This window comes from Kribbella qitaiheensis (genome assembly GCF_014217565.1).
GTDB lineage: Bacteria > Actinomycetota > Actinomycetes > Propionibacteriales > Kribbellaceae > Kribbella > Kribbella qitaiheensis_A.
Map to the genome: position 1 here is coordinate 285288 of NZ_CP043661.1, position 26042 is coordinate 311329.

The following is a 26042-nucleotide window of genomic DNA, read 5'->3' on the forward strand; positions in this document are numbered from 1 at the left end:
ACCATGGCGCCCTTCAAGCAGCATCTACTGAGGATCGCAGCGGCGCTGGGGATCGGCACGCTGACGGTGTTCTCCGCGGCCGCGACCGCCGGTGCGGCGACACCAGGCCCGGATCTCACCGCGGCGTCCGGTGCGGCCCACTCGGCCCAGGCCGGGCAACTCCTCGACAAGGCCGCGCAGCAGATGGCTCAGCGGTCCGGCCTGGCACCGTCGGCGAAGGCGGCATCGGCGAAGGCGGCCCTCGTCGTACAGCAGGACACCGTTCCTGTGTACGCGTTGAGTGCCGATTTCGTCCGGTCGCGGTCGAACGAGGTCGGCACCCTTTGGTACGTCGCCACCAAGGCGACGAAGGGGAGTGCCGTGATGACCGTCTACACGGCTCCCGACAAGGCCACCGGGGCCTGGCAGCCGGTCAACATCGCGACCGGTGACACCGAGGCCAAGATGGCTGCGGCGGCCCACGGCGCGAAGGTGCTGACCGAGCCGCAGATCGGTGCCTGGTACGCCGTTTCGGGTAACCAGATCCGCGCACTCGACCCCGATGGGATCAAGGCGATCGGGACCAAGCCGATCAGCCTCACGTCGTACCGGCAGCAGGTCGCGGCCCGGTACGCCGACAAGCAGGCGGGCAGTGCCTACGCGAAGAACGGCACCGCTGGCGGGTACGACGTCTCGGCCGCGGCGCCAGCCACGGCAGAGGTCCAGTCGGAGTCGAATCGTGGAGCCTGGATGGTGCTGGTCGGCGGAGCGGGTGTGGCTGTCATCTGCGGTCTGCTGACCGTGGTCGCTCGGCGTAGGCGAGTGCTCGCCTGACCTTCGAGAACCGATGAGGCCGCAGGCTCCGACAGCTGCGGCCTCTAAGGTTGCGTGCGTGACCAACGTGAGGGCGTCCCACATCGTCTGGGACTGGAACGGGACTCTGCTCAACGACAACACCGTGGTGCTTGCCGCCGTCAACGATGTCTGCGCCCACTTCGGCCGGGCCGCGCTGACCTGGGAGGAGTGGCAGGGGTTCTACTCACGACCGGTGCGGCCTTGCTACGAGCGGGTGCTGGCGCGCGTCCTGACCGACGAGGACTGGGTCTCGGTCGATCGGCTTTACCACGATCGGTACGACCTGCTGCTGCACACCTCCGCGCTCGCCCCCGGCGTACCGGACGAGTTGCATTCGTGGATGGCGACCGGGCGCACGCAGTCGCTGTTGTCGATGTGGTTCCACTCGCAGCTCCTCCCAACCGTGGACGGTCACGGGCTGACCGAGCTGTTCCAGCGGATCGACGGACTGCCGGGGGAGCTCGGTGGCGAGTCCAAGACCGAGCACCTGGTCCGCCACCTGGAGGCGCAGAGCCTGGATCCGGCCGGCGTGCTGGTGATCGGCGATGTCGTAGACGACGCGGAGGCCGCGCTCGCGGTCGGCGCGCAGTGCATCCTGGTCGCTACCGGCGGGATGAACCGGGCGGCGCTCGAGGCGACCGGCGTACCTGTGACCTCGACCATTCCCGAGGCGGTCCGGCTGATCGCCTGAGCTGTCCAGGTGCTGGATAGAGAATGCTGCAAGGCGGGCTGCCTACCGTCGCCGGGTATGAAGCCCACGCGTACTGACCACCCCTGCACCCACTGTTCCCGGTGGACCTCAAGGTCGGCCGGCTGATGGCAAGGCGACTGCAATGGCAGCGTCTGAAGGACCGGCCGGATCTGGCCGCCGGCCCGGTTCGAACGGCACTCGACGACCTGGATGCCCTGGTCGCGCCGATCGACCCCGGACTGGCGGACACGGCCGCATTCTGCGCCGAGTACGGCGTTCCGCTCGAAGCGTCCGCGAACTGCCTGATCGTGGAGGGCCGCCGGTCGGCCGTCACGAGGGTAGCGGCCGTCGTCGTACTGGCGACCGCGCGTGCTGACGTCCGCGGCGTCGTCCGGCGACATCTCGACGTCCGCAAACTCTCCTTCACCGCCCACGACGACGCCGTCAGCCGGACGGCGATGGAGTACGGCGGCATCACGCCCATCGGGCTACCGGCTGACTGGCCGGTGCTGGTGGACGAAGCCGTCACCACGGCGGGCTCGGTGATCCTCGGCAGCGGGATCCGCGGCTCCAAGCTGCTCGTCGAAGGCTCGGCCCTCCGCCGCCTGCACGCTGCCCAGATCCTCCAGCTGGCGCTGCCCACCGTCGACGCCGACATCGAGGTCGCGCGCCCAGCCCTGTCCGGCTTCTAGCCCGTCTCCAACCCACCGCCCCAAGGGTGTGGTGGTGGGTACCGGTCGTGGCGAGATGGACAGCGAAAAGATGGACGCCGAGTTCGACGTGGTTGCCGACTGGACCAGGGCAGCGGTCGAGCAACTCGGTGCCGACCATGCGATCCCGGCCGGCTGCCGCGGCAGCGCGAGTCCCTCCGCGCTCGCCTGGCTGGCCGAGGCGCTCGAATTCACCGCCGGGACGAGGCTGCTCGACCTGGGTGCCGGGATCGGCGGTCCGGCGGCCTGGGCGGTCCGCCGTTACGGCGTACGGCCTGTGCTGGCCGATCCGATGGAAGGTGCCTGCCGCGCCGCTGCCCGGCTGTTCGGCCTGCCGGCTTTCGAGGCGGACGGGACGGCCGTTCCGTTGCGAACGGCATCAATCAGTACTGCGTGGTGTCTCGGCGTCCTCTGCACGGTCGAGGACAAGGCCGGCCTCTTGGCGGAGCTGCACCGAGTCCTCGCTCCCGGCGCCGGCCTCGGGCTCCTCGTCCTGGTCGCCCAGACCACCCACCTGGATCCGATCCCGGCGGGCAATTCTTTCCCGACCCAGACCGAGCTCCAGGACCTCTTGAGCCAGAGCGGCTTCACGATCGAGGAACAGGTCGCCGACCCGCGCGACACACCGTCCTCCTGGACCCGCCGGACCGACCGCGTCGACGCTTTGATCCGCCGGCAACACCACGATGACAAGGCCTACCTCCAGGCCGAGGAACAAGAAGACCGCCTCGGCGTGCTCCTCTCCAGCGGCCAGCTCAGCTCCCAGCTCCTCCACGCCACCCGCTCGAGCCGAGCCTGGAGCTGATCGGGGTCAGACGCTCCGGAGTACGGAGACCACGACGCCGAGGACGGTGGCCTGGTCGCCGTCGATGACTTCGTACTCCGGGTTGCGCGGTTCCAGGAACACGTGGCCGTTGCGGCGGCGATAGACCTTGACGGTCGCCTCGTCGTCGATCATCGCGGCGACGATCTGGCCGGAGTGGGCCTCGGACTGCTGCCGGACGACGACGGTGTCGCCGTCGCAGATCGCGGCGTCGATCATCGACTCGCCCCGCACCTTCAGAGCGAAGACGGTGCCACGCCCGGTCAGGCCGCGCGGCAACGAGAGGAACTCGTCGACGTGCTCGATGGCGGAGATCGGCGTACCGGCCGCGATGTCACCGACCACCGGCACGGAGACCGAGTCGTCAGAGGTCGACTCCGACGGGGCTGACCGCAGGAACGCCCGTACGTCGATCGGTCGCGACACGGAGGCGCTGCGACGCAGAAACCCCTTCTCCTCAAGGCTCGTCAAGTGCTTCGACACGGAAGAGGTCGACCGCAGGCCGACCGCATCGCCGATCTGCCGGCTGCTCGGGGAGTACCCGTTCTTGACCACACAGTCCCGGATCACCCCCAGGATCCGCTGCTGCCGCTCCGGCAACACAGAGGTGTCCAACTGACCGAACGGCTCAAGATCGTCGTAGCTCACCGCGAAATACTAGAGTGCGCTGGACCTCTGCCCGGTACCGCCTCGCAGGTCGGTGAAAGGTATCGGACAGTTCGGCTCGGATGCGCAGCTCATCAGGTCGTCGCAGCCGACGGCGAGGGCCGAACGCAGGGTTGCCGCGATCACCGATAGGTCGGCGATCCGGGTTTCGATGTCGGCCAGTTTCGTGGCGGCGCGTTCCTTCAGGTCCGTGCCGTGATGGTGACCGCCGACCTTGAGCAGGTCGGCGATCTCGTCCAGCGAGAAGCCGAGGCGCTGGGCGGCCTTGATCACGCGGAGGGTCGTCACGGCCTCGGGTGGGTAGAGGCGGTGGCCGCCGTTGGTGCGGTCCGGTTCGGCGAGTAGGCCGCGGCGTTCGTAGTACCGGAGAGTCTGGAGGTTGACTCCGGCTGCGCTGGCGACCTGGCTGCTGCGGAGCTTCATGAGAGTGCGGCGGTGGCTCGGGTGGCCAAAGCGTCGAGGACCGTACTGCGGGTCGGTGGGACCGTGGCGGTCAGGAGGATCTCGCCGTTGTGGCTGGGGGAGAAGGTGAAGGTGAAGAACGAGCAGCAGTCCGTTTCCCGGGCGGTGAGCGCTCTCGCGGTTTCCTCGGCAGCGGCGTCGAGGCGCAGTTCGAGAGCCGAGTCGGTGCGGACGACAGCTCGCAGGGAGGTTGCGAAGAGGTCGTCGAACTCGGCGACTCGTAGTGGTTGCTCGGCGGTCGGCAAGGTGCATGCATCGGGCACCCAGTTCTCTGTACTCATGGAACGACGGTAAACCCGTACCCCGGTACCGGATGCAAGCTGATTGGATGGTTGGTATGGGTGGCTCACTCAGCGGGCAGCAGCGGTTGGTTCTTGGGTGGTTGGCGGAGCTGGCGGTGCCCGCGGATGAGTTTCCGTCGGCGAGAGACGTTGGTGTTGTCGAGTTCGTGGAGCGGGTGCTTGCCGAGGATCGGCCGGACTGGTTGCCGCGGGTGGTGCGGGGGCTCGAGGTTGCTGGGATGGAGCCCGACCTTGACGTAGTACTGGCTGATCCGGACGGGGCGTGGCTGGTTCGGCTGCTGGCACAGGGGTTCTATGCGGGCGAGGGGCAGTACGACGGGCAGCCGGCGGCGTGGGTGATGGTGGGCTGGCAACCCGCTGCGGGTGGGCCTTGGGAGCCGGTCGAGTTGGAACTCGCAGTCACGCCTCGGGCGGCGTTGGCTGATCGGTATGACTGCGTGATCATCGGGTCGGGGGCTGGTGGGGGAGCGGCTGCGCAAGTGGTTGCCGAGTCGGGGCGGTCGGTGCTGGTGGTCGAGACCGGGCGGTACCCGGCCACCGATGACCTGACGCGTGACCATCTGCGGAACCCGCGCTCGGTTGTCGGGCTGCCGGCGCCGACCGACCCGGATCCGCGCGGTCGGCCGAGGGTGTCCGTCGTGGATGGCGAGCGTCGGGTGGTGCTGCCGCCCGACGGTCGCTGGGGCAACAACGCGTTCACCGTCGGCGGTGGCACTCGCGTGTACGGCGCGCAGGCGTGGCGGTTCGTCCCGCGTGACTTCCGGATGGCCAGCACCTACGGCGTACCGGAGGGGAGTGGGCTGGCGGACTGGCCGATCAGCTATGACGACCTGGAGCCGTACTACTCATTGGCCGAGCAGCGGTTCGGCGTGAGCGGTGGTGGGGTCGACCCGTGGCACGACCCGCGCTCGATCCCACTGCCGATGCCACCGATGCCCCGGTCCGCGACCACGCAGCGCCTCGCGGCCGCGGCCGAGCGGCTCGGGTGGGGGACTCTCGACGTGCCGCTGCTCATCAACTCTGAGGACCGCGACGGCAGATCCGGCTGCGTGCGCTGCGGACAATGCGTCGGGTTCGCCTGCCCGGTCGAGGCCAAGGCAGGCACTCACAACACTGCCTTGCCGGCCGCACTCGCCACAGGCCGCTGCACGCTGGTGACGGAGACGACAGCTGAACGGTTGGTCGTCGACAGCCGCGGCCGCGTCACCGGCGTAGCGCTGGTGGCTGCCGATGCCGACGGCCGGATCTGGCGGCGTACGGTCGACTGCGCGGACGTCCTCATCGCCGCCGGCGCCACCGAAACCCCACGCCTGTTACTGAACAGTGCGCACGACGGCGAACCAAGGGGACTAGGCAACAATCTCGACCAGGTCGGCAGGTATCTCCAGGCCCATGTGTACGCCGGCGCGGTCGGCCTCTTCGACGACGAGGTGGCCGAGCTGATCGGCCCCGGCGTATCGATCGCGACCTGCGACTTCCGCCACGGCAACGACGGGATCATCGGCGGCGGAATGCTGGCGAACGAGTTCGTCCCGACCCCAGCGGCGACGTACGACTACCTGACGGGCGCCGGCCTGATCCCGCGCGCGGGTTCGGCGGGCAAGCAGGCGATGCGGCGCGAAGCCCGGCGGATGCTGCGTGTGGTCGGGCCGATCCAGGAGGTTTCGTCGGCCGATTCCAGAGTGCGGGTCGACCCTGGCGTCGCCGATCGATTCGGCAACCCGGTGGTGGAGATCAGCGGATCAATTCATCCCGAGGACTTCCGCGCTCAGGCGTACATGAGTGAGAAGGCCAGACAGTGGCTGGCCGAAGCAGGTGCAGTCCGTACTGCGGTAGGCGGCGCCGGCACCCCCAACAGAGCCAGCGTCGGTCAGCACCAAGCCGGCACCTGCCGGATGGGCGACGATCCGGCCCGCTCTGTCGTCGATCCGGACGGCCGGGTCTGGGGGCACGACAACGTGCGGATCGTCGACGGCTCGGTCAACGTGACCAACGGCGGCGTGAATCCGGTCCTGACCATCCTGGCCGGGTCCCTGCGGACAGCCGCCCACCTGGTGAGCTAGCCGGACCCGGCGCGCTGGGGAGCCCGGAGCAGGAACCCCGGGCTCCCCAGTCGTTTCACCAGCTGTTGTTGGAGATGTCCTGGCCGAGGATCACCTGGTCGTAGGTGTTCCCGTCGTTGTCGTCGGTGTAGGCGACAGCGACTTCGGCGTACGGCGAAACCGCGACCGTCTGCTGCTCCTGACGACCGAGAGTGGCCTGGCTGAGCCGCTGCGCCGACAGCCTGCCCGCATCGGTTCCGTTGGTGCCGAAGCCACGAACCCACACATCGAGGTCCGTGGCCTGTACGGTCCAGCCGACGACCGAATTCGACTGGTCGTCCAGCCCGACAGACGGCGCCTTGCCTCCGGCCGCTACCTCGACCTCGGTGAAGCGAGGGGTGCCGGCCGAGTCGTAGGTGCGGGTCCAGGCGCCCGCCGTGCCGGTGTGGTCGGATTCCCAGGCGACGGCGAAGTCGCCGTTGAAGTTGGCTGCCACCGACGCGTGCCTCTGCTGACCACCTCCGTTGGTGTTCGCCGTACGGCGCGAGAGGGTGGCCGCGCCGTTGGTGCGCGCCAACCGGATCAGGCCGATGTTGTACGACGCGTTGGCGTCACCGTCCTCGTCCCAGACGACGACTGCGTCACCCGAGGCCGACACCCCTACATCCGGGTTGTGATGCTGGCCCGTCGTCTGTGAAGCGGTCACCTCCCAGGCGCGAGTCGTCGGACCGGTGAATCCGGCTGCCTTGACCATCGCCTGGGCGCCGGTCTGGATGTCCTCCCAGACCACGGTGAAGGCGACAGCGGCGCTGGAAGGTGCACCGTCCGGGTCGACGGCCACGCGCGGGTTGATCTGCTGGCCGTCCGCACTGGTGTTGGCGTTACCCGAAGCGGTGACCATGCCTGCCGTGTTCACCACCCGGTACGGGACGTTGTAGAACCCGTTGCCGTCCGGGTCGTCGGCCCACACCACGACGGCGTTGCCCTTGTCATCAAGGCCGACGTCGGGGTGGAGGTGACGCCAGTTGGTGACGCCGCTGCTGCCACCGGCGGACAGCTTGACCTCGTACGCCGCCGCACCGTTGTGGAACAGCCGCAGGTAGATCTCGCTGTGCGCGTTGTCGGTCGCGTCGGTGGTGTCGCGGTCGTCCTCCCAGACGACCGCGACATAACCGTTGCGATTGGTCGCGATCGAGGGCGCGTCCTGGTCTCCGGTGGACGCGCTGTTCGCGGTCTGCCAGGTCGGTGTCGCCAGGGCGGCACTCGCGTTGGTCGCAGTGAAGACGACCGACGAGGCCAGCACCGCAAGGGCGAGGAGCTTCTTCATGGTCAGCCCCCTCAGACTGCCTGAAGGCCGGGCCGGCCTTCTTCGATGACGAAGGACTTCGCGGTGGTCGCCGCGGCTCCGTGCTCCGACACCTTGGCCACGGCCCGGAAATCGGCATGCATCTGCGTCGGGCTGATCGTCGTACGGACGTAACCGCGGCGGTTGTTGTAGAACTTCAGCCACGGGTTGGTCCCGACGTCGGGAATGGCGGTGGCGCCATCACCGTCACCGCTGGAGGTGACCGAGCTGGTGACCAGTTCGGACCCGATCACGGCCGATGCCGGGTTGTTGTAGTCGGCAACCAAGTTGCTCGCCCAGGCACGGTGCACGTCGCCGGTCAGTACGACGGGGTTGCGGACGCCGCGATCGACCCAGCCCTGCTGGATCCGGGCCCGGGAGGCGCGGTAGCCGTCCCACGAGTCCATGCTCGCGCCGGTCGAGTTGAACCGGCGCGCGAAGAACACCTGCTGACCGATGATGTCCCAGGTCCCCTGGTGCTGGGAGAGACCGTCGAGGAGCCAGGACTCCTGCGCGTTGCCGGGCAGGCTGCGGGAGGCCAGATCCGCGTCCGAGCAGATCTTCCAGCCGTCGCCGCAGGCCTGGTCGTTGCGGTACTGCCGGGTGTCGAGCATGTGGAAGGTGGCGAGGCTGCCCCACCTCAGGCGGCGGAACAACGGGATGCTCGCCCCGTTGTTGGCCTGCGCCGGGCGCAGCGGCATGTTCTCGTAGTACGCCTGATAAGCGCCGGCCTGCCGAGCGGTCCACTGCGCGGCGGTCAGCGCCGGAGTGTTGTTCTCGCGGATGTTGCCGGCCCGGTTGTTCTCGATCTCGTGATCGTCCGGTACGACGATCCACGGTGCGACCGCGTGCGCGGCCTGGAGATCCGGGTCCGACTTGTATTGCCCGTAGCGGCGGCGATAGTCCGCGAGTGTGGTGATCTCGGCGGTGCCCGCGTGCAGCCGTGGGCGGCCGGCGGTCGCGCCGTACTCGTAGATGTAGTCGCCCAGATGGAGGATGACGCCCGGGTTGTCCTCGGCCATCCGCCGGTAGACGGTGAAATAGCCCTCCTCGTAGTGCGAGCAGGACGTGAACGCCATCAGCAGATCGCGTCCGGCGGCACCGAGTGCGGGTGTGGTGCGGGTGCGGCCGACGGGAGAGATGTGGCCCTGGGCCCGGAACCGGTAGAAGAAGTCCGAGTCGGAGTTGAGGCCGCCGGCGACGACATGGACGGAGTGCGCGGCCGCGTACGTCGCCGTGACCGATCCGGAGGCGACCAGCGTGGTGAAGAGCTCGTCGGTCGCTACCTGCCACTCGACGGCCACGTTGGCGTCGGCCATGCCGCCGTGACCATCGGCATTGAGGGGGAGGGGTGCCAGCCGCGTCCAGAGGACGACGCTGCTCGCGTCGGGTTCACCGGAGGCGATCCCGAGCTGGAACGGATAGGGCACTGCTGCGGTGGCGTTGATGACACTGGAGTAGGCGGGAATCGCGGTGGCGCCGGCTGCCGCGAGTCCGCCGAGGACAAGGGTTCGACGACTGATGGGTTTCATGGAGCCTCACCTTCGGGAGCACACATGACGTCAGGTCACCGGAAAGCTGAAGTGGGCGGAAACTTCCGGGAACCTCAAGGGCGGTGGTAGTGCGTTCCCATACTGGCGGGGTTTATGTAACTTTTCTACGGCGCGCCGGGAAACAGTGCCGGAACCTGTCAGCCTTCGCGGGCGGCGGTCAGGAGTTGCTCGAGGTGGGCCCGGGTCAGTTGGCCGCCGGAGAAGGCGACCAAGCGACCGACCGGGAGAGCGCCGAGCAGCACGGCCAGGTCCGTGCCGGCCGCTTCCGCGGTCAGCTCGGCACCGAAGGTGGCGCTGAGAAGACCGCCCAGAGCCGTGGCCGTGGCCGGGTCGCTCAGTGCCTCGGCGAGGGAGGACTCCAGCGTGACGGGAAGCCGGAACTCGTCACCTGTCACCTCGACGGCGACCTGGCCGCGGAGGTCGCGACTGGAGGAGCCGACGGATACGACGTACTCGCCGCTCTCCACCAGCCAGCAGTCCACCCGGACGTCCCAGTAGGCAAGGTCGGCGCGGTCGATCGTCGTCTCGACGGTCGCACTCTCCCCGGGCGCCAGCGTCGCGCTGCCGAACGCGACCAGTTGCCGCGGCGCGCGCTCGACCGAAGAACCCGGCACGGAGACATAGAACTGGGCGACCTCGCGGCCCGTACGAGTGCCGGTGTTGGTGATCGTCACCCGCGCCTGGAGCGACGGATCGACGACGAGATCGCTGTACTCGAAGGTCGTGTAGGACAGGCCGTGCCCGAAGGGGAAGGTGACCGGGAGCTCGCGCGCGTCGTACCAGCGGTACCCGACCTGCAGGCCCTCGCCGTACCGGACGTGGCCGTGCTCGCCGGGGAAGTTCCCGTACGCCGGTACGTCCTGCAGCCGGACCGGGACTGTTTCGGTGAGCTTGCCGGACGGGTTGACCGCGCCGAAGAGCACGTCGGCGAGCGCGGCACCACCGCCTTGACCGAGGAGCGCGGCGTCCAGGATCGCCGGTGCGATGGTGATGGGAGCGACCCGTAGTACGGAGCCGTGGATCAGGACCACGACCGTCCGAGGCTGGGCCGCCACGACCGCGGTGAGCAGTTCGAGTTGCTCGGGCGGGATCTCGATGTCGGCACGGTCGGCGCCCTCGGATTCCTGCCGCGCCGCAAGGCCGAGGAAAACCACAGCGGTGTGCGCAGTGGCCGCGGCTTGTACTGCGTCCTCGCGCAGCGCGGCGGCATCACCGGAGCCATCGGTGCTGAAGCCCGGCGCGAAGGTCACTTCGGCGCGGGCCCCGATCTCCTCCATCGGCACGTCGAGCCGGGTCGGGGTCACGTGCGAACTGCCGCCGCCCTGATAACGCGGCTGCTGAGCGAACTCGCCGATCACGGCGAGGTGCTTCGAGCTGTCCAGCGGCAGTAGGTCGCCCTTGTTCTGGAGCAGCACGATGCTGCGCGCGGCAGCCTCCCTGGCCAGCAGGTGATGCGCATCGGCGTCGAACTCGGCGCCCTCGCGATGCGCTGCCGTCGTACGGGTGGCCAGGGCTGTGACGCGATCGGCGGCGCGGGCGACCCGCGCCGGGTCGAGGGAACCGTTGCCCACGGCCACGACCACGTCGTCGTCGGTCGCCGCGCCACCGCCTGGCATCTCGAGATCGAGGCCGGCGGCAACGGCCGCGGGCCGGTCGGCGACCGCACCCCAGTCACTGACGACGACTCCCTGGAAGCCCCATTCGTCGCGCAAAACCTTCGTGAGCAACCATTCGTTCTGCGAGGCGAGGACACCGTTGACGCGGTTGTAGGAGCACATCAGGCTCCACGGATCCGCCTCGGCGACGACTCGCTGGAAGGCGCGCAGGTAGATCTCGCGCAGCGTCCGCGGATCGACGTCCGCACTGACCCGCATCCGGTCGTACTCCTGGTTGTTCGCCGCGAAGTGCTTCACACAGGCGCCGACCCCCTCGCCCTGGACGCCCCGGACCCAGGCGGCACCGAGGACGCCGCTGACGAAAGGGTCCTCGGAGTAGTACTCGAAGTTGCGGCCGCAGCGCGGATCCCGCTTGATGTTGATGCCCGGGCCGAGGAGCACGTGGACGCCGAGGGCCTGCGACTCGCGGCCGAGGGCCGTACCGATCCGCTCCACCAGCCCGGGATCCCAGCTCTGGCCGAGCCCGGCCGCCGGCGGGAAGCAGGTCGCCGGAACGTTCTCGGCGATGCCCAGCTGATCTGACGCGGCAACCTGCTTGCGAACTCCGTGCGGGCCGTCGGTGAGCACGATAGCCGGCACCGGCCCGACCTGCTTGGTGGTCCAGAAGTCGGCCCCACTACCCAGCGCTGCCTGCTCGGCCAGTTCGCTCATGTCATCAGTCCTCTTGATCGGCCGCGGGCGGCAGCATGGGGTAGTCGATGATCGGATAGAGCCCGACGGTGAACCCGTACGTCGTGTCGCCGGCGCGGGGCAGTTGGTCGAAGTCGTGGATCAGCCGGTCGACCTGCTGCCAGAACTCCGCCGCCCGTTCCTCGGGGATCCGGGCGTGCCGGATGAACGACCGCATCTGGCCGGAGTCGTAGGCCGCGGCCGACTCCTTCATCGCGACCTCGAAGTCGTTGAAGTCATGGGGCAGTGCCGCGCCCTGGCCCTGCCGGCCGAGTCCGACGTAGAACATCCGGGCCGCGCGACCGTAGTACCGCTCGTCGATCGCCCGCACCCGCTTGGTCCGGACGACGCGCAGGATGCCGGCCGCGGCGAGCACGTTGACGTGGTGCGCGACGGTGCTCTTCGGGCGTTTGACCGCGGCGGCCAGCTCGGTGACCGTCGCGGCCCGCTCGTGCAGCAGGCCGAGGATGGTCGTGCGCAACGGATCGCTGATCGCCCGCACCTGCTCGGCGGTGGTGAGCTCGATCGTCTCTTCGAGTTCGTAGTCCGGCACGTTGGTCGCCATGATCGGGCCAGCCTAACGAAGGGGCTCGGCGGTGAGGGCGATCGTGAGGTCGAGCACCGTCCGGGGGTCGTCGAGCCGGTCGCCGAAGAGCTCACGAATCTGGCCCATGCGGTATCGCACTGTCTGCGGATGGACGTGGAGAGCGCCGGCGACCTCGTCGCGTCGGCCGAGCTGGAGAAGCCACTCCCGCAGCGTCTCGATGAGCCGCTCGGCCGTGGCCGGGCGGAGCTTGGCGAACGGCGCGAGGACCCGCTGCCGGAGATCCTCCAGTGCCGCCGGGTCGGACGTCACGACCAGGGTCGCCAGGTGATGCTCGGTGTCTACCGGTGCGCTGGTTTCCACCACCAGCCCGAGGCCGCGGGTCCGAAGGACTCTGACGTACGACGTACGCGCGGCGGTCCAAGGTTTGTCCGGACCGACCCACGCCTGACGTCCGCGCAAAGTCCGCAGCAGGGCGGGTCGCGCTGAGCCGTGCGCGTCGGGGACCAGCAGGACCGTCACGTCTTCCTTCTCCAGCTCGGGCAACTCGTCCTCGGTGCGAAGGGTGCGCGGATCCAAGGAGGCGAGAACTCCACGGACGTGGGCATTGGGCAGGACCACGGCGGTCAACGTCTGCGGTGGCTCCCAGCCCGCTCGCTCCGCCCGGTCGACGAGCTGGTCCGCGCGATCTCCCTGCAAGAGACTCCGGCTGAGCGCCTGCAGGTAGCGCTGCCGGACCTGACCGCTGGTCGCAAGCTCGTCGGTATGGCCCGCGACGCTGGCGGCGGAGAGTTCGTCGATGTAGGCGAAGACGAGCTCGGCGAACTTGGCCAGCGTCTCGGCCGAGAGTCCCACCTCGACGGCGGTGCCGGACAACTCTCGCCAGGAGACTCGAGCGCCGACTCTATAGGCGGCGAGCAGCGCGTCCATGCTGCGGCCACTCCGAGCCTCACCGCGGCCGAGGATGTAGGCGCCTTCCAGAGCCGGAGTCAGCGGCGTACCGGGGTCGCCGCTGCTGGCCAGGCGGAGAAATCCGCCGAGTGCGAGCTGGACGGCACCCTCGATCTTGGCGCCCATCGGGCCGGCCAGGGCATTGGTGTAGCCGGGCACTTCGGTGATGATCGCGTGGACCGTGTTCTGCGCGATGTCGACCAGGCGGGAGCGCAACAGGTCCATGGCCGCCTCGCCGAGCTCAAGGTCGGCAGCTCCCCGCGCGGTGCGGCTGGCGTGACGGATGCGATCGGAATCGGGCATTGTTTGTTCGCTCCGTACAAGATCGGCCGACAGATTCACCGCTTACGGTCATGAAATTACACCTCCTGTCGAGGACTCTGGAGTGCATGACCACTTTCGTGCCCGATCAAGGCGTCCGGGCGACCCCTCGTCAGCGCCTGCGTGAGCGGGTCTGGCAGCTGGCGGCCGCGGCGACGCACCCGTTCGATCCGGCCGACTACCTCGATATGTTCCGGCCGCTGCGACCCGGCGCCGAGCTGCGGGCCCGCGTCGTCGAGGTCCGCCGGGAGACCGCCGACGCGGTGACCGTCGTACTGCGGCCTGGCGGCGCCTGGCGCGGCCACCAACCGGGTCAGTACGTCCGGATCGGCCTCGAGGTCGACGGCGTACGGCTGTGGCGCTCGTACTCCCTGACGTCCGCACCCGGGAACGGCCTGCTCACCATCACGGCGAAGGCTGTCCCGGACGGTGTGGTCAGCGCTCACCTCGCCCAGGAGTTGCAGCCCGGCCAGTTGGTGCACCTCGACCAGGCCGTCGGCGACTTCGTGCTCCCCGACCCGGCGCCTCGCAAGGTCCTCTTCGTCACCGGCGGCAGCGGCATCACCCCGGTGATGGGCATGCTGCGGGCCGGCCTCGATCGGCTGAGGGACGTCGTACTGGTTCACTCCGAGGCTTGTGCCGATGACGTGATCTTCGGCAGCGAGCTGCGTGGCTTCGCTGAAGAGGGTCACCTCCGGCTGGTCGAGCAGCACACCGATACTCACGGCCGGCTCGATGTGGCGGCCCTCGCCGTGCTCGTGCCCGACCTGGCCGAGCGGGAGGTCTGGGCCTGTGGTCCGGCCGGTCTCCTCGACGCGCTCGAAGAGCAGTGGGCGGACCCCGGACTGCTGCACACCGAGCGCTTCCGGACCGCTCTGGCCGAGCCGGGGGAGGGCGGGACCGTCCGATTCACCGGGGCCGGGGTCGCTTTAGAACTCGACGGCGCGACGCCGATCCTCGACGCGGGCGAAGAGGCCGGCGTGCTGATGCCCTCGGGTTGCCGGATGGGCATCTGCTTCTCGTGCGTACTGCCGCTGCGTGAAGGGTCGGTTCGCGACCTCCGCTCCGGCGACGTCACCACCGCCGCCCCCGGCGACGGCGTCCTGATCCAGACCTGCATCTCGGCCGCGGCCGGCTCCTGCGACATCGACCTCTGAGAGAGATCCCCTTATGACAGTGCTGCAGAAGAAGACCGACAACCCGATCGCTCACCTGACCGGTGCGGACATCGAGGAGATCGGCCGCCGGCTCGACGAGATCCGGGCCGACGTCATCGCCGAGCGTGGCGCGTCCGACGCGGCGTACATCCGCAAGGTCATCAACGTGCAGCGGAAGCTGGAGCTGTCCAGCCGGGCCGTGCTGTTGCTGTCCCTGTTCCCGCCGGCCCTGGCTGGTCGGCACCGCGGGTCTGTCGGTGGCCAAGATCCTGGAGAACATGGAGATCGGCCACAACGTCATGCACGGCCAGTGGGACTGGATGCGGGACAAGAAGATCCACTCGACCACCTGGGAGTGGGACCACGCCTCGCCGTCGGAGCAGTGGAAGCACTCGCACAACGAACTGCATCACACCTACACGAACGTGGTCGGCAAGGACAACGACCTCGGCTACGGCATCATGCGCGTCGACGAGGACCAGCGCTGGCACCCGCTCTACCTGGCCCAGCCGCTGTGGAACTTCATCAACGCCTGCTTCTTCGAGTACGGCATCGCGGCGTACGACCTGGAGCTCGGGAAGAACCTGGCCACCAAGAAGCGCCGCCAGAGCCCGGACTTCAAGGCCCGCACCAAGCAGGTGTTCAAGAAGATCCGCGGCCAGATGACGAAGGACTACGTGATCCACCCGCTGCTGTCGGGCCCGTCGGCCCTGCACACGCTGGCCGCCAACGCGACGGCCAACGTGGTCCGCAACATCTGGGCGCACTCGGTGATCATGTGCGGTCACTTCCCCGAAGGCGTGCAGACGTTCGAGCGGCGCTCGATCGAGGGCGAGACCCGCGGCGAGTGGTACCTGCGACAAATGCTCGGCTCGGCCAACATCTCCGGCGGCCGCGCGATGCACATCATGACCGGCAACCTGTCGTACCAGATCGAGCACCACCTGTTCCCGGACCTGCCGAGCAACCGGTACTCCGAGATCGCGCCGAAGGTGCAGGCGATCTTCGAGGAGTACGGCCTGACCTACACGACCGGCCCGCTGCCGAAGCAGGTCGCCTCGGCGTGGTCGAAGGTGATCCGGCTGTCGCTGCCGAACGACTTCGGTCAAAAGGTCAGGTCGCGGGTTGCGGGCGGCCGGCAGGCGCTGCCCGCCTAGTCCTGCTCAGGAACGTGGGCGGCGGGGCGCTTCCTTCAGGCGCTCCGCTTCCCGCTGTACCTCGGCCTGGGTGGCGCGCTCACGCTCGAGCCACTCCGGGTTCTCGTCCCGGAGCTCCTCGATCTGCTCGGTGGTCAGCGCGTCGGTGACCCCGCCGCGGGCGAGGCCGGAGATCGAGACGCCGAGCCTTGCCGCGACCACCGGCCGGGGGTGCGGGCCGGTACGGCGGAGCTCGCGCAGCCACTCCGGCGGGTCGTTCTGCAGCGTGTTGAGCTCGTCGCGCGAGACGACACCCTCCTGGAACTCCGCGGGGGTGGCTTCGAGGTACACGCCCAGCTTCTTCGCCGCGGTCGCGGCCTTCATGGTCTGGGTGCTCTTTTGCGACGTCATGGCGTCAAGGGTAACGACGATGCACGGCCGCCATGACCACCATCCTTCAGGGCCCGTTAGCCTGAGCCGGTGACAGACTCCGACGGACCGGCCTCCTTCAAGCTCGCGTACGTCCCCGGGGTGACGCCGACCAAGTGGGTCCGGGTCTGGAACGAGCGGCTGCCCAGGGTGCGGCTGACGCTGATCCCGGTCACCGCCGCCGAAGCGGCCGACGTCGTACGGGCCGGTGAAGCCGACGCCGGGCTGGTGCGGTTGCCGATCGACCGGACGGGTCTGAGCGCGATACCTCTCTATACCGAGACGACAGTGGTCGTGGTGCCGAAGGATCACGTCGTGACCGCGGCCGAAGAGGTGACCTTGGCCGACCTCGCTGACGATTTCATACTGCATCCGCTCGACGACATCCTCGGCTGGGAAGAGCTTCCGGGGGAGCCGGCGTTCGAGCGGCCCGCGACGACGGCTGCCGCGATCGAGCTGGTGGCGGCGGGAGCGGGGCTCCTCGTGGTACCGCAGTCGCTGGCCCGGCTGCATCACCGCAAGGACCTCACCTATCGGCCGTTGTCGGACGCTCCGGAGTCGCAGGTCGCGCTGACCTGGCCGGAGACCGAGACCACCGACCTGATGGAACAGTTCATCGGCATCGTCCGCGGCCGGACCGTCAACAGCTCCCGCGAACGACCGCCGACGCCACCCAAGGCCAAACGCCAGGACACCAAGAAGCAGGACCCCAGGAAGAAGGCCGCCGCCGGCCGCCGGCAGCCCGCCAAACGCGGCAAACCCCGCGGCCGCTGAGAACCTCCGGATCCGGCTGTGCCGCCGCGATTCCTGACCGGCCGAGGCTGACACGGTACTTAATCTTGACTGATTCCAGAAAAGGGGGCAGACTCCGGAACGTGCCGACGACCTCCGAGATCGAGCAGCTGTTGCGTGGGGCAACGCTGCGCGTGACCAGGCCGCGGGTGGCCGTGCTGACTGCCGTCCACGGCATTCCGCACGCCGACACGGACTCGATCATCGGGGCCGTGCGCGCCGATCTCGGCGAGGTTTCGCACCAGGCCGTGTACGACGTACTGCGCGCGCTGACCGAGGTCGGTCTGCTCCGGCGGATCCAGCCGACCGGCATGGTCGCGCGGTACGAGTCGCGCGTCGGGGACAACCACCACCACGTCGTCTGCCGGTCGTGCGGCACCATCGCCGACGTGGACTGCGCCCACGGTTCGGCCCCTTGCCTGACGGCCTCGGAGGATCACGGCTTCGTGATCGACGAGGCCGAGGTCGTCTACTGGGGCCTGTGCCCCGACTGCTCGGCCAGAACCGGTACTTGATCAATCCCTTTACTCCGGAAGGTACTCCCGTGTCTGACAAGCCTGACGCCGAAGTCGGCGAGATGAATGAGCCGAGCCAAGCCCAGTGTCCGGTCGACCACGGTCGTTTCAAGCACCCGACCGAGAGCGGGAGCAACAGTGACTGGTGGCCGAAGCAGCTCAACCTGAAGATCCTCCGCAAGCACCCCGCGGTGGCCAACCCGCTGGGCGCGGACTTCGACTACGCCAGGGCGTTCGGCACCGTCAACCTCGACGACCTGGCCACCGATGTCGACGCGGTACTGACGACCTCGCAGGACTGGTGGCCGGCCGACTTCGGTCACTACGGCCCCTTCATGATCCGGATGGCGTGGCACAGCGCCGGCACGTACCGGATCAGCGACGGCCGTGGTGGCGCCGGCGCCGGTATGCAGCGCTTCGCGCCGCTGAACAGCTGGCCCGACAACGGCAACCTGGACAAGGCGCGCCGGCTGCTCTGGCCGGTCAAGCAGAAGTACGGCCAGTCGATCTCGTGGGCCGACCTGATGATCTTCACCGGGAACCGCGCGCTGGAGACGATGGGCTTCAAGACCTTCGGCTTCGCCGGTGGCCGCGCGGATGTCTGGGAGCCGGACGAGGACGTCTACTGGGGTCCGGAGCAGACCTGGCTCGGCGACGACCGCTACACGGGTGACCGCGAGCTGGAGAACCCGCTGGCCGCGGTACAGATGGGCCTGATCTATGTGAACCCCGAAGGCCCGAATGGCAACCCGGATCCGCTGGCCTCGGCCCGCGACATCCGCGAGACGTTCGGCCGGATGGCGATGAACGACGAGGAGACCGTCGCGCTGATCGCCGGCGGGCACACCTTCGGCAAGACCCACGGTGCGGCCGACCCCGAGCAGTACGTCGGACCGGAGCCGGAGGGCGCGCCGCTGGAGCAGCAGGGCCTCGGCTGGAAGGGCTCGTTCGGCAGCGGCAAGGGTCGCGACGCGATCACCAGTGGTCTGGAGGTCACCTGGACGGCGACCCCGACCCGGTGGGGCAACGCCTTCTTCGAGAACCTGTTCGGCTACGAGTGGGAGCTGACCCACAGCCCGGCCGGCGCCAACCAGTGGAAGCCGAAGGACGGCGCCGGCGCGAACACCGTGCCGGACCCGGAAGACGGTTCGCTGGTCCGTACGCCGACGATGCTGACCACCGACCTCGCGCTGCGGGTCGACCCGATCTACGAGCAGATCTCACGCCGCTTCCTGGAGAACCCGGACCAGTTCGCGGACGCGTTCGCCCGCGCCTGGTTCAAGCTGACGCACCGCGACATGGGCCCGATCCAGCGCTACCTCGGCCCGCTCGTGCCGCAGGAGGAGCTGGTCTGGCAGGACCGTGTGCCTGCCCTCGACCACGAACTCGTCGGCGATGACGAGATCGCCGCGCTCAAGACGCAGCTACTCGACTCGGACCTGTCGGTCTCGCAGCTGGTCTCCACCGCGTGGGCGTCGGCCTCGACGTTCCGTGGCAGCGACAAGCGCGGTGGCGCGAACGGTGCGCGGATCCGCCTCGAGCCGCAGCGCGACTGGGAGGTCAACGAGCCCGACAACCTGCGGCTCGTACTGCGTGTCCTGGAAGGGATCCAGGAGTCGTTCAACAGCGCCGGTGGCAAGAAGATCTCGCTGGCCGACCTGATCGTGCTCGGTGGCGTCGCCGGTGTCGAGAAGGCCGCCAAGAACGCGGGCTTCGATGTACAGGTGCCGTTCACCCCGGGGCGTACGGACGCCACGCAAGAGCAGACGGATGCCGACTCGTTCGCCGCGATGGAGCCGACCTCGGACGGCTTCCGGAACTACCGCGGCAAGGGCAACCGGCTGCCGTCGGAGTACCTGCTGGTCGACCGCGCGAACCTGCTGAACCTGAGCGCGCCGGAGCTGACCGTCCTGATCGGCGGCCTGCGGGTGCTCGGTGCGAACCACCAGCAGTCCTCGCTCGGCGTCCTCACCTCGGCGCAGGAGTCGCTGACCAACGACTTCTTCACGAACCTGCTCGACATGGGTACGACGTGGAGCTCGGTCTCCGAGGACTCGGAGACCTTCGAAGGTCGCGACGCCTCGGGTGAGGTCAAGTGGACCGGTACCAGGGTCGACCTGGTCTTCGGCTCGAATTCCGAGCTGCGAGCGCTGGCCGAGGTCTACGCCAGCGACGACGCCAAGGAGAAGTTCGTCCACGACTTCGTCGCCGCCTTCGACAAGGTGATGAACCTCGACCGGTACGACCTGGTCTGATCTGTTCCACGTTTGCTGTCGAGGGGTCCAGGCTCGCCTGGGCCCCTCGGCTAGTTGCGGTCCGTGGCTGGGCGGGCACCTGAAATCACTGCGGCGCTATGTCAACTTCGAGCCCCCTGAGCGCATCTATTAAGTGTCTCTAAGGGGGGACAACTCATGAAGTTCATCCACACCGATCACAAGCCGATCCGCCGACCTCTCCGAGCCGCCTTCGCCATCCTGGCAGTTGCGGCCATCCCGGCAGCCGCGGTCGCCGTACCGGCCGTCGCCGACGCGTCCACGACAGCCGCCAGCTCGTGCCCCACCGGTTGGGGTTCATTGCCGGAGGCAAGTACTTACCGTGGCCTCGGCAAGCTGACGAACGTCCGGACCGGTCGGCACGACTGTTTCGACCGCATCGTCTTCGACGTCAAAGGCAAGCCGTCCTGGTTCGGCGTGCGCTACGTCACGAACGTCTACACCGTCGGGGAAGGGGCCCTCGTGCCGCTCCGTGGCGGCGCCAAGCTGGAGATCGTCCTGTCCGTGCCTTCGTACGACGATGCCGGCAACGACACCTATCACCCGGCGAACGTCAACGAACTGACCAACGTGCACGGCTACCGGACCTTCCGGCAGGTCGCGACTGCGGGCAGCTTCGAAGGGGAGACCACGATCGGGCTCGGCGTCCGCGCCCGCCTCCCGTTCCGCGTCTTCACCCTCACCGGCGCAGCGAACACGAGCCGCATCGTCGTTGACGTCGCCCACCACTGGTAATAGTGCAGAATTGCCCGTGTGAGTAAGGATGCGACCATCGGCGCGAGCAGCGCGCCAGCTGTGCCCAGGTGCCGGTAGATGTTGGTCGAGCTGGCGGTGGGGGACGCGTACGGGGCCGGGTTCGAGTATGCGGATCCGGCCTTCGTCGCGACGCACAACACGGTGCGCGGCTATGTCCAGCATCCGACGCACGCGGGTATTGGGCCTGGTGCCTATACCGACGATACGCAGATGACGATCGCCGTTGCCGAGCACCTGATTTCCGCCGAGCCATGGACGGGCGAGCGGCTGGCGGATCGATTCGTGACGGCGTTTCGGCGGGATCGGCGCGAAGGGTACGCCGGTGGGTTTTACCGGCTGCTGTCCGAAGTACAGGATGGTGCCGAGTTGCTGGCTCGGATCGATCCGAGCAGCGACAAGAGTGGGGCGGCCATGCGGGCCGGGCCGGTGGGGCTGCTGCCGACGGTGGCCGACGTGCTGCACCACAGCGCGGTACAAGCTCGCGTCACGCACGACACTCCGGCCGGCATCGAGGCGGCGCAGGCGGCGGCGCTGGCTGTGCATTACTGCCACTACGAGCTGGGTCCGTTGGCCCAGCTCGGACCGTGGATCGACCGGCAGGTGCAGTCCGTGGGTGGTCGGGGCGGGTGGTCGCAACCTTGGCGTGGCAAGGTTGGCGCACAGGGGTGGATGAGCGTTCGCGCTGCGATCACAGCGATGACCAAGAGCACCAGCCTGAGCGACATTTTGCGGAGCTGTGTGGCTTTCACCGGTGACGTCGACACTGTCGCGACCGTGGCGCTCGGCGCGGCGTCGCGATCGCCGCTGGTGGTCCAGGACCTTCCGAACGTGCTGCGGCGCGGGCTGGAGAACGGCCCGTACGGGCGTGGTTACCTGTGGAATCTTGATGCCCGCTTGCTTTCCTGCACGTCACCGCTGGCGGATCCGGCCGGGCCTTCGGTGGTGGGGCTGTGGGGTGACGATTCGCTCTTTCAGGGAGCAACGGAGGCCGACCGGGTCGCATTCGTTGCTGACGGCACCGGTTGGTTTGAGCACGCCAATGCGTTCGCCACCGAGGTCGAGCGCTTCAACTGGGAGCAGTTGCCCGCTGGGCGGATACGGATCGCCTTCACCCGCTACCTGTACCTGGAGAGCGGCAAATCTCCGGAGGCCAAGGAACACTGGCACTCCGAGCGACTTCTGACCGCCCGAGTGGGGCGGGGGACTGATGCCATCGACGGCGAAGCGACGGTGCTGACGTTGGAGGCCGCCTCCGAGCGGCCGCGTCGATTTGCGCTGGTTCGCGCCGACGTCACCGCCGCCGCTGATCCGGCTGGGCCCATCGATTGACCAATTGTCCGGTCTGACGGTCGTGCGGGGATGGCGTCATGTGGCTATCCGGAGGACATCGCCCACGCGATCGCCGCCAAGAACGGCTGGCAGGTACGCCGGGACGGTGCTGACTGGCGTCGCGTGGTTCCTTCACCGTTGCCGCAACGAGTGGTGGAGCTCGATGTCGCCGAGCTCCTGCTCCAGAACGAGGCCACAGTGGTCCTCGCCGATTTTGGTACGCCGTCCGCGCGGGCGTTGGGGGCGATCTCGGTGGGCGAACTGGAGGCGCTGTCCTTCCCGTCCGGCGGTCCCATCCGGCCCCGGTCGTCCTTCAGTTCCTGTCGGCGAAATATACCTACAACCCGTCGCGGCTCGCGGTGATCTATCGCCCGGCGGCCGGGAGGTGTTGGATGGAACTGACCGACTATGTCAGGAGAAACATGTCGAAACCGCTCAAGATCGCGGTGCTGGGGTTCTGGCACGTCCACGCCGGGGACTACGCGAAACAGGCCGAGCAACATCCCGGGACGGAGCTGGTCGCCGTCTGGGACGACGACCCCGCGCTCGGCCAGGCTGGTGCGGATCGGTTCGGAGTGCCGTACACGGACGATCTCGACGCTCTGCTCGCCCGCGACGACCTGGACGGCGTCACCATCACCACGGCGACCAATGTGCACCGCGACATCATGGTCAACGCGGCGAACGCCGGCAAGCACATCTTCACCGAGAAGGTGCTCGCGCCTACCGTCGCGGAGGCAGAGGAGATCATCGCCGCCGCCGACGCCAACAAGGTCAAACTCGTGGTCTCGCTGCCCCGGCTCGCGCACGGCTACACGCAGGCGATCCGCGAGGTGATCGACAGCGGCGACCTCGGCCGGCTCACCTACGGCCGCGTCCGGCTCTCGCACGACGGTGCCATCGCCAAGAACGGGGGAGAGGACGGCTGGTTGCCCCGCCGCTTCTTCGAGCCGGAGACGGCGATCGGCGGCGCGCTGACCGACCTCGGCTGTCACCCGGTCTACCTGCTCCAGCTCTTCCTCGGCGCGGATCCCGAGACCGTCAGCGCGACGTACCGGTCGGTGGCCGGTCGTGACCTGGAGGACAACGCGGTCGTGACGGTCGGGTACGCCGATCAGAAGATCGGCGTGATCGAGGCCGGGTTCGCGAGCCCGAACCCCTTCACGATCGAGATCTTCGGTACCGAAGGCAGCCTGACCTACACCGACGAAGGCAACCTCCTGCAGGTCAGCGGCAAGCAACTGCTCGTGCCGGACCACAGTCAGGACGCGTTCGGCCAATGGGTCGACCACATCGCAGGAGGCACCCGCGCCGACGACAACCTCGCCCGGGCCGTGGAGCTGACCCGGATGGTCGTCGCGGCGAACGAGGCCGCGGCGGCGGGCCGGGCCATCTCTTACCAGGGCCCGACGGCCTGATCGTTCTCCCCACCCCACGAACGAGGAGACACCCATGCCACAAATCAAGGTCGGCCTGATCGGGGCCGGCGGCATCGCGTCCGCTCACATCAAGGGCTACAACGCCCACGCCGACCGGATCGGCGTCATCGCGGTGGCCGACGCGGTCGAGGAAACGGCTGCTGCCCGCGGCGCCGAGCTGGGCGCCACGCCGTACACGGACTATCGCCAGATGCTCGCCGCGGAGGACCTCGACGCGGTCGACATCTGCCTGCCGCACCACCTGCACCGCGACGCGATCGTCGCGGCGGCCGAGGCGGGCAAGCACATCCTGTGTGAGAAGCCGCTCTGCCTGACCGCGGCTGAGGCCAAGGACGTCCGTACTGCGGTCAGCGCCAGCGGCGTCACCTTGATGTGCGCGCACAACCAGTTGTTCATGCCGGCTGTCGCCAAGGCGAAGGAGTTGCTGGAGGCGGGAACCCTCGGGACCGTCTACGAGGTGCGGACCACCGACAGCTTCTACAACGACTTCGACCCGGCCAACATGGGCTGGCGCGCGAGCACGAGTACGAGCGGTGGCGGCGAGCTGATCGACACCGGCTACCACCCGACGTACCTGATGTTGCACCTGGCCGGCGGCTTACCGGTCGAGGCGACCGCGATGCTGTCCACGCATCGGCTGAAGTTCATGGAGGGCGAGGATTCCGCGCAGGTCCTGATCAGGTTCGACAACGGCGTCGTTGGGCAACTGGTCACCAGCTGGGCCTATCAGCCGGCCGCCGGCACCGAGCGCTTCTCGGTCGTCGGGGAGCTCGGCGCCCTGCACAGCGACGGGAGCTCCGTCACCACCAAGCTCCGCTCCGGCGAGACCAGCACCATCGACCTGGAGCCCGTTGACACCTTCGTCGCCGAGATCGGCCACTTCGCCGACTCCCTGCTCAACAAGACCCGCCCGCTGCACACCGAGGAGGAGGGCATCGCTGTCCTGGGCATCCTGCTCGCCGCCTACGAAGGCGCTCGCAACAAGACGATCGCCCCCGTACTCCGAGCCGATTGAACCGACGCGGGATAGTTGAGGAGTGACCAGTACCGCTGACGAGAGCGCGTCGGAGCAGACGACGGCCGTGAGGCTCGAGAAGCGTGTCCTGGTGAAGGAGGTCTGGCTCGTCCTCGCGCTGTCGCTCGGCGCATCGGCCGTTTCGGCCCTGATCTCCTTCACCGGGGTGCTCACCTCGCATCGTCCGTTGGGCGATCAGACGGCGGTGATCGTCGGTTCGCGTGCTCCGGGGCGGCCATGGCTCGACCTCGCCTGGCAGATCTTCGCGGTGGTGACGGCGTTGGTGCCGGTCGCGCTGGTGGCCCACCTGCTGGCGCGGGGTGGTGAATCACTGCGGACGCTCGGGTTCGACCGACGGGACCGCCGCCGGGATCTCGCCCGTGGAGCGGCCGTGGCCGCGGGTGTCGGTGCCGCCGGGTTGGCCTTCTATCTCACGGCCGTCGCGGTGGGAGTGAGTCTGACCGTCGATCCGGCGCAGCTGCCCGGAGCCTGGTGGCGGGTGCCGGTGCTGATCGCGGTCGCGGCGCAGAACGCGATACTCGAAGAGGTCATCGTCCTCGGATATCTGACCCGGCGGCTGGAGCAGCTGGGCTGGTCCTTCAGGAGCAGGACGGCCGCGAGCGCCGTGCTGCGTGGGTCGTACCACCTCTACCAAGGATTCGGCGGCTTCGTCGCGAACCTGGTGATGGGTGGGCTGTTCTGCTACCTGTACCGGCGGTGGGGACGCGTGATGCCGCTGGTAGTGGCGCACACGCTGATCGACGTGGTCGCGCTGGTCGGAGCGACCTACCTGATCGGGAAGGTCGGCTGGCTACCCGGCGGCTGATCCGGTCAGTGTGGGAGCTTGCGGGTGTCGATGAGTTGCTGGGCGACATCTCGGAGCTTGGTGTTGGTGTCTTGGGAGTAGCGCTTGAGGATGGCGAACGCGCGGTCGTCGTCGACGTCGAAGCGCTCCATCAGGATGCCCATCGCCTGGCCGACCAGCTTGCGGGCGTCGACCGCCGACGTCATGGTCTCGTCATGCCGCGCGGAGGCGACCGCGACGGCGGCATGCCGGCCGAGGATGTGCGCGATCGCCTCGCCGTCCTCGCCGAACGCGTTCGGGCCGGGGCTGTACAGACCGAGTACGCCGACCGACCGGGTGGTGCCGCCGCCGATCAGCAGCGGAACGTCCAGCACGCTGCGGACCCCCAGGGCGGCCACCTTCGCAGCCCATTGGGGCCACCGGTCGTCGGTGAAGGTGTCCCGGATGAGCACGGTGGTGTGTTCCCGCAGGACGGTGACCAGGGGACCGACCGAGGTACTGAGCTGCAGGTCGTACACGTCCGCGACGACCGGGTCGGTCACCGCTGCCACCTGCGGCCGGCTACCCCTCGTGTTGAGTGCGACACCGGCGTAGCTGCAGTTGAGCGCCTGCAGAGCGAACTGGACGACCGCGTCGATGGTCTCGCCCACCCCGTCGGCGTCGTGCAGCTCGAGCGCCAGCCGGGCGAACGTTTCCGCCACGTCGGCGGAAGCGGGATCAAGCGGCGTCATGGTTCGCTCCAGGCAGGTGTCAGCACCAGGAGCACCCACACCTCAGGAGTGATCCGAGGCCAAAGGTAGTGCACCG

The 26042-nt window shown here is 68.5% G+C and carries 25 protein-coding genes and 1 pseudogene; 16 read left to right on the plus strand and 10 right to left on the minus strand.

Features of this window, described 5'->3' with window-relative positions:
* Positions 1–3: 3 nt before the first annotated feature.
* The 4 genes from F1D05_RS01255 (at position 4) to F1D05_RS01270 (ending at position 3040) form a co-directional block, all read left to right on the plus strand.
* Positions 4–813: a hypothetical protein gene (locus F1D05_RS01255; RefSeq protein WP_185445465.1), complete on the plus strand. Its 810-nt coding sequence runs from the start codon at positions 4–6 to the stop codon at positions 811–813.
* Between the two features lie 58 nt (positions 814–871).
* On the plus strand, positions 872–1525 hold the full coding sequence (locus F1D05_RS01260; protein WP_206686027.1) for an HAD family hydrolase: 654 nt from the start codon (positions 872–874) through the stop codon (positions 1523–1525).
* A 101-nt stretch (positions 1526–1626) separates the two neighbouring features.
* Entirely contained in the window at positions 1627–2217 is a 591-nt protein-coding gene (locus F1D05_RS01265; RefSeq protein ID WP_246486354.1) for a YbaK/EbsC family protein, read from the plus strand.
* A 34-nt stretch (positions 2218–2251) separates the two neighbouring features.
* Positions 2252–3040, plus strand: coding sequence for a class I SAM-dependent methyltransferase (locus F1D05_RS01270; protein ID WP_206686028.1), 789 nt, complete (start codon positions 2252–2254; stop codon positions 3038–3040).
* 6 nt (positions 3041–3046) lie between these two features.
* Here the strand turns inward: F1D05_RS01270 and lexA are convergent, their stop codons facing one another.
* From lexA to F1D05_RS01285, 3 genes are read right to left on the minus strand one after another with little or no spacing between them, the layout of a single operon-like run.
* A complete protein-coding gene (lexA, locus tag F1D05_RS01275) occupies positions 3047–3706 on the minus strand; it encodes a transcriptional repressor LexA (protein WP_185445469.1) in 660 nt (219 codons plus the stop codon).
* A gap of 9 nt (positions 3707–3715) precedes the next feature.
* Positions 3716–4147 (minus strand): MerR family transcriptional regulator, encoded by a 432-nt coding sequence (locus F1D05_RS01280; protein WP_185445471.1) that lies wholly within the window; start codon positions 4145–4147, stop codon positions 3716–3718.
* Positions 4144–4467: a hypothetical protein gene (locus tag F1D05_RS01285; protein WP_185445473.1), complete on the minus strand. Its 324-nt coding sequence runs from the start codon at positions 4465–4467 to the stop codon at positions 4144–4146. Before F1D05_RS01285 ends, F1D05_RS01280 begins: the two co-directional genes overlap by 4 nt.
* A gap of 56 nt (positions 4468–4523) precedes the next feature.
* On the opposite strand from F1D05_RS01285, the gene F1D05_RS01290 reads away from it, so the two are divergent.
* The gene (locus F1D05_RS01290; protein ID WP_185448934.1) at positions 4524–6551 is read left to right on the plus strand and encodes a GMC oxidoreductase; all 2028 of its coding nucleotides are present in this window, start codon (positions 4524–4526) and stop codon (positions 6549–6551) included.
* A gap of 55 nt (positions 6552–6606) precedes the next feature.
* On the opposite strand, the gene F1D05_RS01295 is transcribed toward F1D05_RS01290, so the two are convergent.
* The 5 genes from F1D05_RS01295 to F1D05_RS01315 all read right to left on the minus strand — a co-directional run bounded on the left by F1D05_RS01295 (position 6607) and on the right by F1D05_RS01315 (position 13571).
* The gene (locus F1D05_RS01295) at positions 6607–7857 is read right to left on the minus strand and encodes a hypothetical protein (RefSeq protein WP_185445475.1); all 1251 of its coding nucleotides are present in this window, start codon (positions 7855–7857) and stop codon (positions 6607–6609) included.
* Positions 7858–7868: 11 nt separating this feature from the next.
* Positions 7869–9407: an alkaline phosphatase D family protein gene (locus F1D05_RS01300; protein ID WP_185445477.1), complete on the minus strand. Its 1539-nt coding sequence runs from the start codon at positions 9405–9407 to the stop codon at positions 7869–7871.
* Between the two features lie 158 nt (positions 9408–9565).
* Positions 9566–11755 carry a glycoside hydrolase family 3 C-terminal domain-containing protein gene (locus F1D05_RS01305; RefSeq protein ID WP_185445479.1) on the minus strand — a complete coding sequence of 730 codons (2190 nt, stop codon included), beginning with the start codon at positions 11753–11755 and terminating at the stop codon, positions 9566–9568.
* Positions 11756–11759: 4 nt separating this feature from the next.
* Positions 11760–12338: an ArsR/SmtB family transcription factor gene (locus F1D05_RS01310; RefSeq protein ID WP_185445481.1), complete on the minus strand. Its 579-nt coding sequence runs from the start codon at positions 12336–12338 to the stop codon at positions 11760–11762.
* A 12-nt stretch (positions 12339–12350) separates the two neighbouring features.
* Positions 12351–13571, minus strand: a complete 1221-nt coding sequence (locus F1D05_RS01315; protein WP_185445483.1) for a PucR family transcriptional regulator — start codon at positions 13569–13571, stop codon at positions 12351–12353.
* A gap of 86 nt (positions 13572–13657) precedes the next feature.
* Between F1D05_RS01315 and F1D05_RS01320 the strand changes: the two genes are divergently transcribed.
* On the plus strand, positions 13658–14746 hold the full coding sequence (locus F1D05_RS01320; protein ID WP_185445485.1) for a ferredoxin reductase: 1089 nt from the start codon (positions 13658–13660) through the stop codon (positions 14744–14746).
* A gap of 13 nt (positions 14747–14759) precedes the next feature.
* A pseudogene (locus tag F1D05_RS01325) lies at positions 14760–15903 on the plus strand (fatty acid desaturase family protein).
* 6 nt (positions 15904–15909) lie between these two features.
* Here the strand turns inward: F1D05_RS01325 and F1D05_RS01330 are convergent.
* Positions 15910–16293 (minus strand): DUF5997 family protein, encoded by a 384-nt coding sequence (locus F1D05_RS01330; RefSeq protein ID WP_185445487.1) that lies wholly within the window; start codon positions 16291–16293, stop codon positions 15910–15912.
* Positions 16294–16362: 69 nt separating this feature from the next.
* On the opposite strand from F1D05_RS01330, the gene F1D05_RS01335 reads away from it, so the two are divergent.
* From F1D05_RS01335 to F1D05_RS01375, 9 genes are all read left to right on the plus strand, one after another.
* Positions 16363–17085, plus strand: coding sequence for a LysR substrate-binding domain-containing protein (locus F1D05_RS01335; RefSeq protein WP_185445489.1), 723 nt, complete (start codon positions 16363–16365; stop codon positions 17083–17085).
* 101 nt (positions 17086–17186) lie between these two features.
* The gene (locus F1D05_RS01340) at positions 17187–17618 is read left to right on the plus strand and encodes a Fur family transcriptional regulator (protein ID WP_185445491.1); all 432 of its coding nucleotides are present in this window, start codon (positions 17187–17189) and stop codon (positions 17616–17618) included.
* 62 nt (positions 17619–17680) lie between these two features.
* Entirely contained in the window at positions 17681–19873 is a 2193-nt protein-coding gene (katG, locus tag F1D05_RS01345; RefSeq protein ID WP_185448935.1) for a catalase/peroxidase HPI, read from the plus strand.
* 156 nt (positions 19874–20029) lie between these two features.
* The gene (locus F1D05_RS01350; RefSeq protein WP_206686030.1) at positions 20030–20626 is read left to right on the plus strand and encodes an AMIN-like domain-containing (lipo)protein; all 597 of its coding nucleotides are present in this window, start codon (positions 20030–20032) and stop codon (positions 20624–20626) included.
* Between the two features lie 81 nt (positions 20627–20707).
* The gene (locus F1D05_RS01355) at positions 20708–21976 is read left to right on the plus strand and encodes an ADP-ribosylglycohydrolase family protein (protein WP_206686031.1); all 1269 of its coding nucleotides are present in this window, start codon (positions 20708–20710) and stop codon (positions 21974–21976) included.
* A gap of 30 nt (positions 21977–22006) precedes the next feature.
* Positions 22007–22339: a hypothetical protein gene (locus tag F1D05_RS01360; RefSeq protein WP_185445495.1), complete on the plus strand. Its 333-nt coding sequence runs from the start codon at positions 22007–22009 to the stop codon at positions 22337–22339.
* A 59-nt stretch (positions 22340–22398) separates the two neighbouring features.
* Complete coding sequence (locus tag F1D05_RS01365; protein ID WP_185445497.1) at positions 22399–23394, plus strand: Gfo/Idh/MocA family protein; 996 nt, start codon at positions 22399–22401, stop codon at positions 23392–23394.
* Between the two features lie 34 nt (positions 23395–23428).
* On the plus strand, positions 23429–24430 hold the full coding sequence (locus F1D05_RS01370; protein WP_185445499.1) for a Gfo/Idh/MocA family protein: 1002 nt from the start codon (positions 23429–23431) through the stop codon (positions 24428–24430).
* A gap of 22 nt (positions 24431–24452) precedes the next feature.
* The gene (locus F1D05_RS01375; RefSeq protein WP_185445501.1) at positions 24453–25256 is read left to right on the plus strand and encodes a CPBP family intramembrane glutamic endopeptidase; all 804 of its coding nucleotides are present in this window, start codon (positions 24453–24455) and stop codon (positions 25254–25256) included.
* Between the two features lie 5 nt (positions 25257–25261).
* Here F1D05_RS01375 and F1D05_RS01380 read toward each other — a convergent pair whose 3' ends face one another.
* Positions 25262–25966 (minus strand): GAF and ANTAR domain-containing protein, encoded by a 705-nt coding sequence (locus tag F1D05_RS01380; RefSeq protein WP_185445503.1) that lies wholly within the window; start codon positions 25964–25966, stop codon positions 25262–25264.
* Positions 25967–26042: the final 76 nt, after the last annotated feature.

Bases quoted from the DNA above. Each gene is read 5' to 3' on its own strand.
- F1D05_RS01285 (WP_185445473.1), bottom strand. From the start codon at position 4,467: ATGAGTACAGAGAACTGGGTGCCCGATGCATGCACCTTGCCGACCGCC.
- F1D05_RS01360 (WP_185445495.1), top strand. From the start codon at position 22,007: ATGGCGTCATGTGGCTATCCGGAGGACATCGCCCACGCGATCGCCGCC.
- F1D05_RS01330 (WP_185445487.1), bottom strand. From the start codon at position 16,293: ATGACGTCGCAAAAGAGCACCCAGACCATGAAGGCCGCGACCGCGGCG.
- F1D05_RS01290 (WP_185448934.1), top strand. From the start codon at position 4,524: ATGGGTGGCTCACTCAGCGGGCAGCAGCGGTTGGTTCTTGGGTGGTTG.
- F1D05_RS01315 (WP_185445483.1), bottom strand. From the start codon at position 13,571: ATGCCCGATTCCGATCGCATCCGTCACGCCAGCCGCACCGCGCGGGGA.
- F1D05_RS01295 (WP_185445475.1), bottom strand. From the start codon at position 7,857: ATGAAGAAGCTCCTCGCCCTTGCGGTGCTGGCCTCGTCGGTCGTCTTC.
- F1D05_RS01320 (WP_185445485.1), top strand. From the start codon at position 13,658: ATGACCACTTTCGTGCCCGATCAAGGCGTCCGGGCGACCCCTCGTCAG.
- F1D05_RS01365 (WP_185445497.1), top strand. From the start codon at position 22,399: ATGTCGAAACCGCTCAAGATCGCGGTGCTGGGGTTCTGGCACGTCCAC.
- katG (WP_185448935.1), top strand. From the start codon at position 17,681: ATGAATGAGCCGAGCCAAGCCCAGTGTCCGGTCGACCACGGTCGTTTC.
- F1D05_RS01280 (WP_185445471.1), bottom strand. From the start codon at position 4,147: ATGAAGCTCCGCAGCAGCCAGGTCGCCAGCGCAGCCGGAGTCAACCTC.
- F1D05_RS01300 (WP_185445477.1), bottom strand. From the start codon at position 9,407: ATGAAACCCATCAGTCGTCGAACCCTTGTCCTCGGCGGACTCGCGGCA.
- F1D05_RS01305 (WP_185445479.1), bottom strand. From the start codon at position 11,755: ATGAGCGAACTGGCCGAGCAGGCAGCGCTGGGTAGTGGGGCCGACTTC.
- F1D05_RS01350 (WP_206686030.1), top strand. From the start codon at position 20,030: ATGAAGTTCATCCACACCGATCACAAGCCGATCCGCCGACCTCTCCGA.
- F1D05_RS01380 (WP_185445503.1), bottom strand. From the start codon at position 25,966: ATGACGCCGCTTGATCCCGCTTCCGCCGACGTGGCGGAAACGTTCGCC.
- F1D05_RS01255 (WP_185445465.1), top strand. From the start codon at position 4: ATGGCGCCCTTCAAGCAGCATCTACTGAGGATCGCAGCGGCGCTGGGG.
- F1D05_RS01370 (WP_185445499.1), top strand. From the start codon at position 23,429: ATGCCACAAATCAAGGTCGGCCTGATCGGGGCCGGCGGCATCGCGTCC.
- F1D05_RS01310 (WP_185445481.1), bottom strand. From the start codon at position 12,338: ATGGCGACCAACGTGCCGGACTACGAACTCGAAGAGACGATCGAGCTC.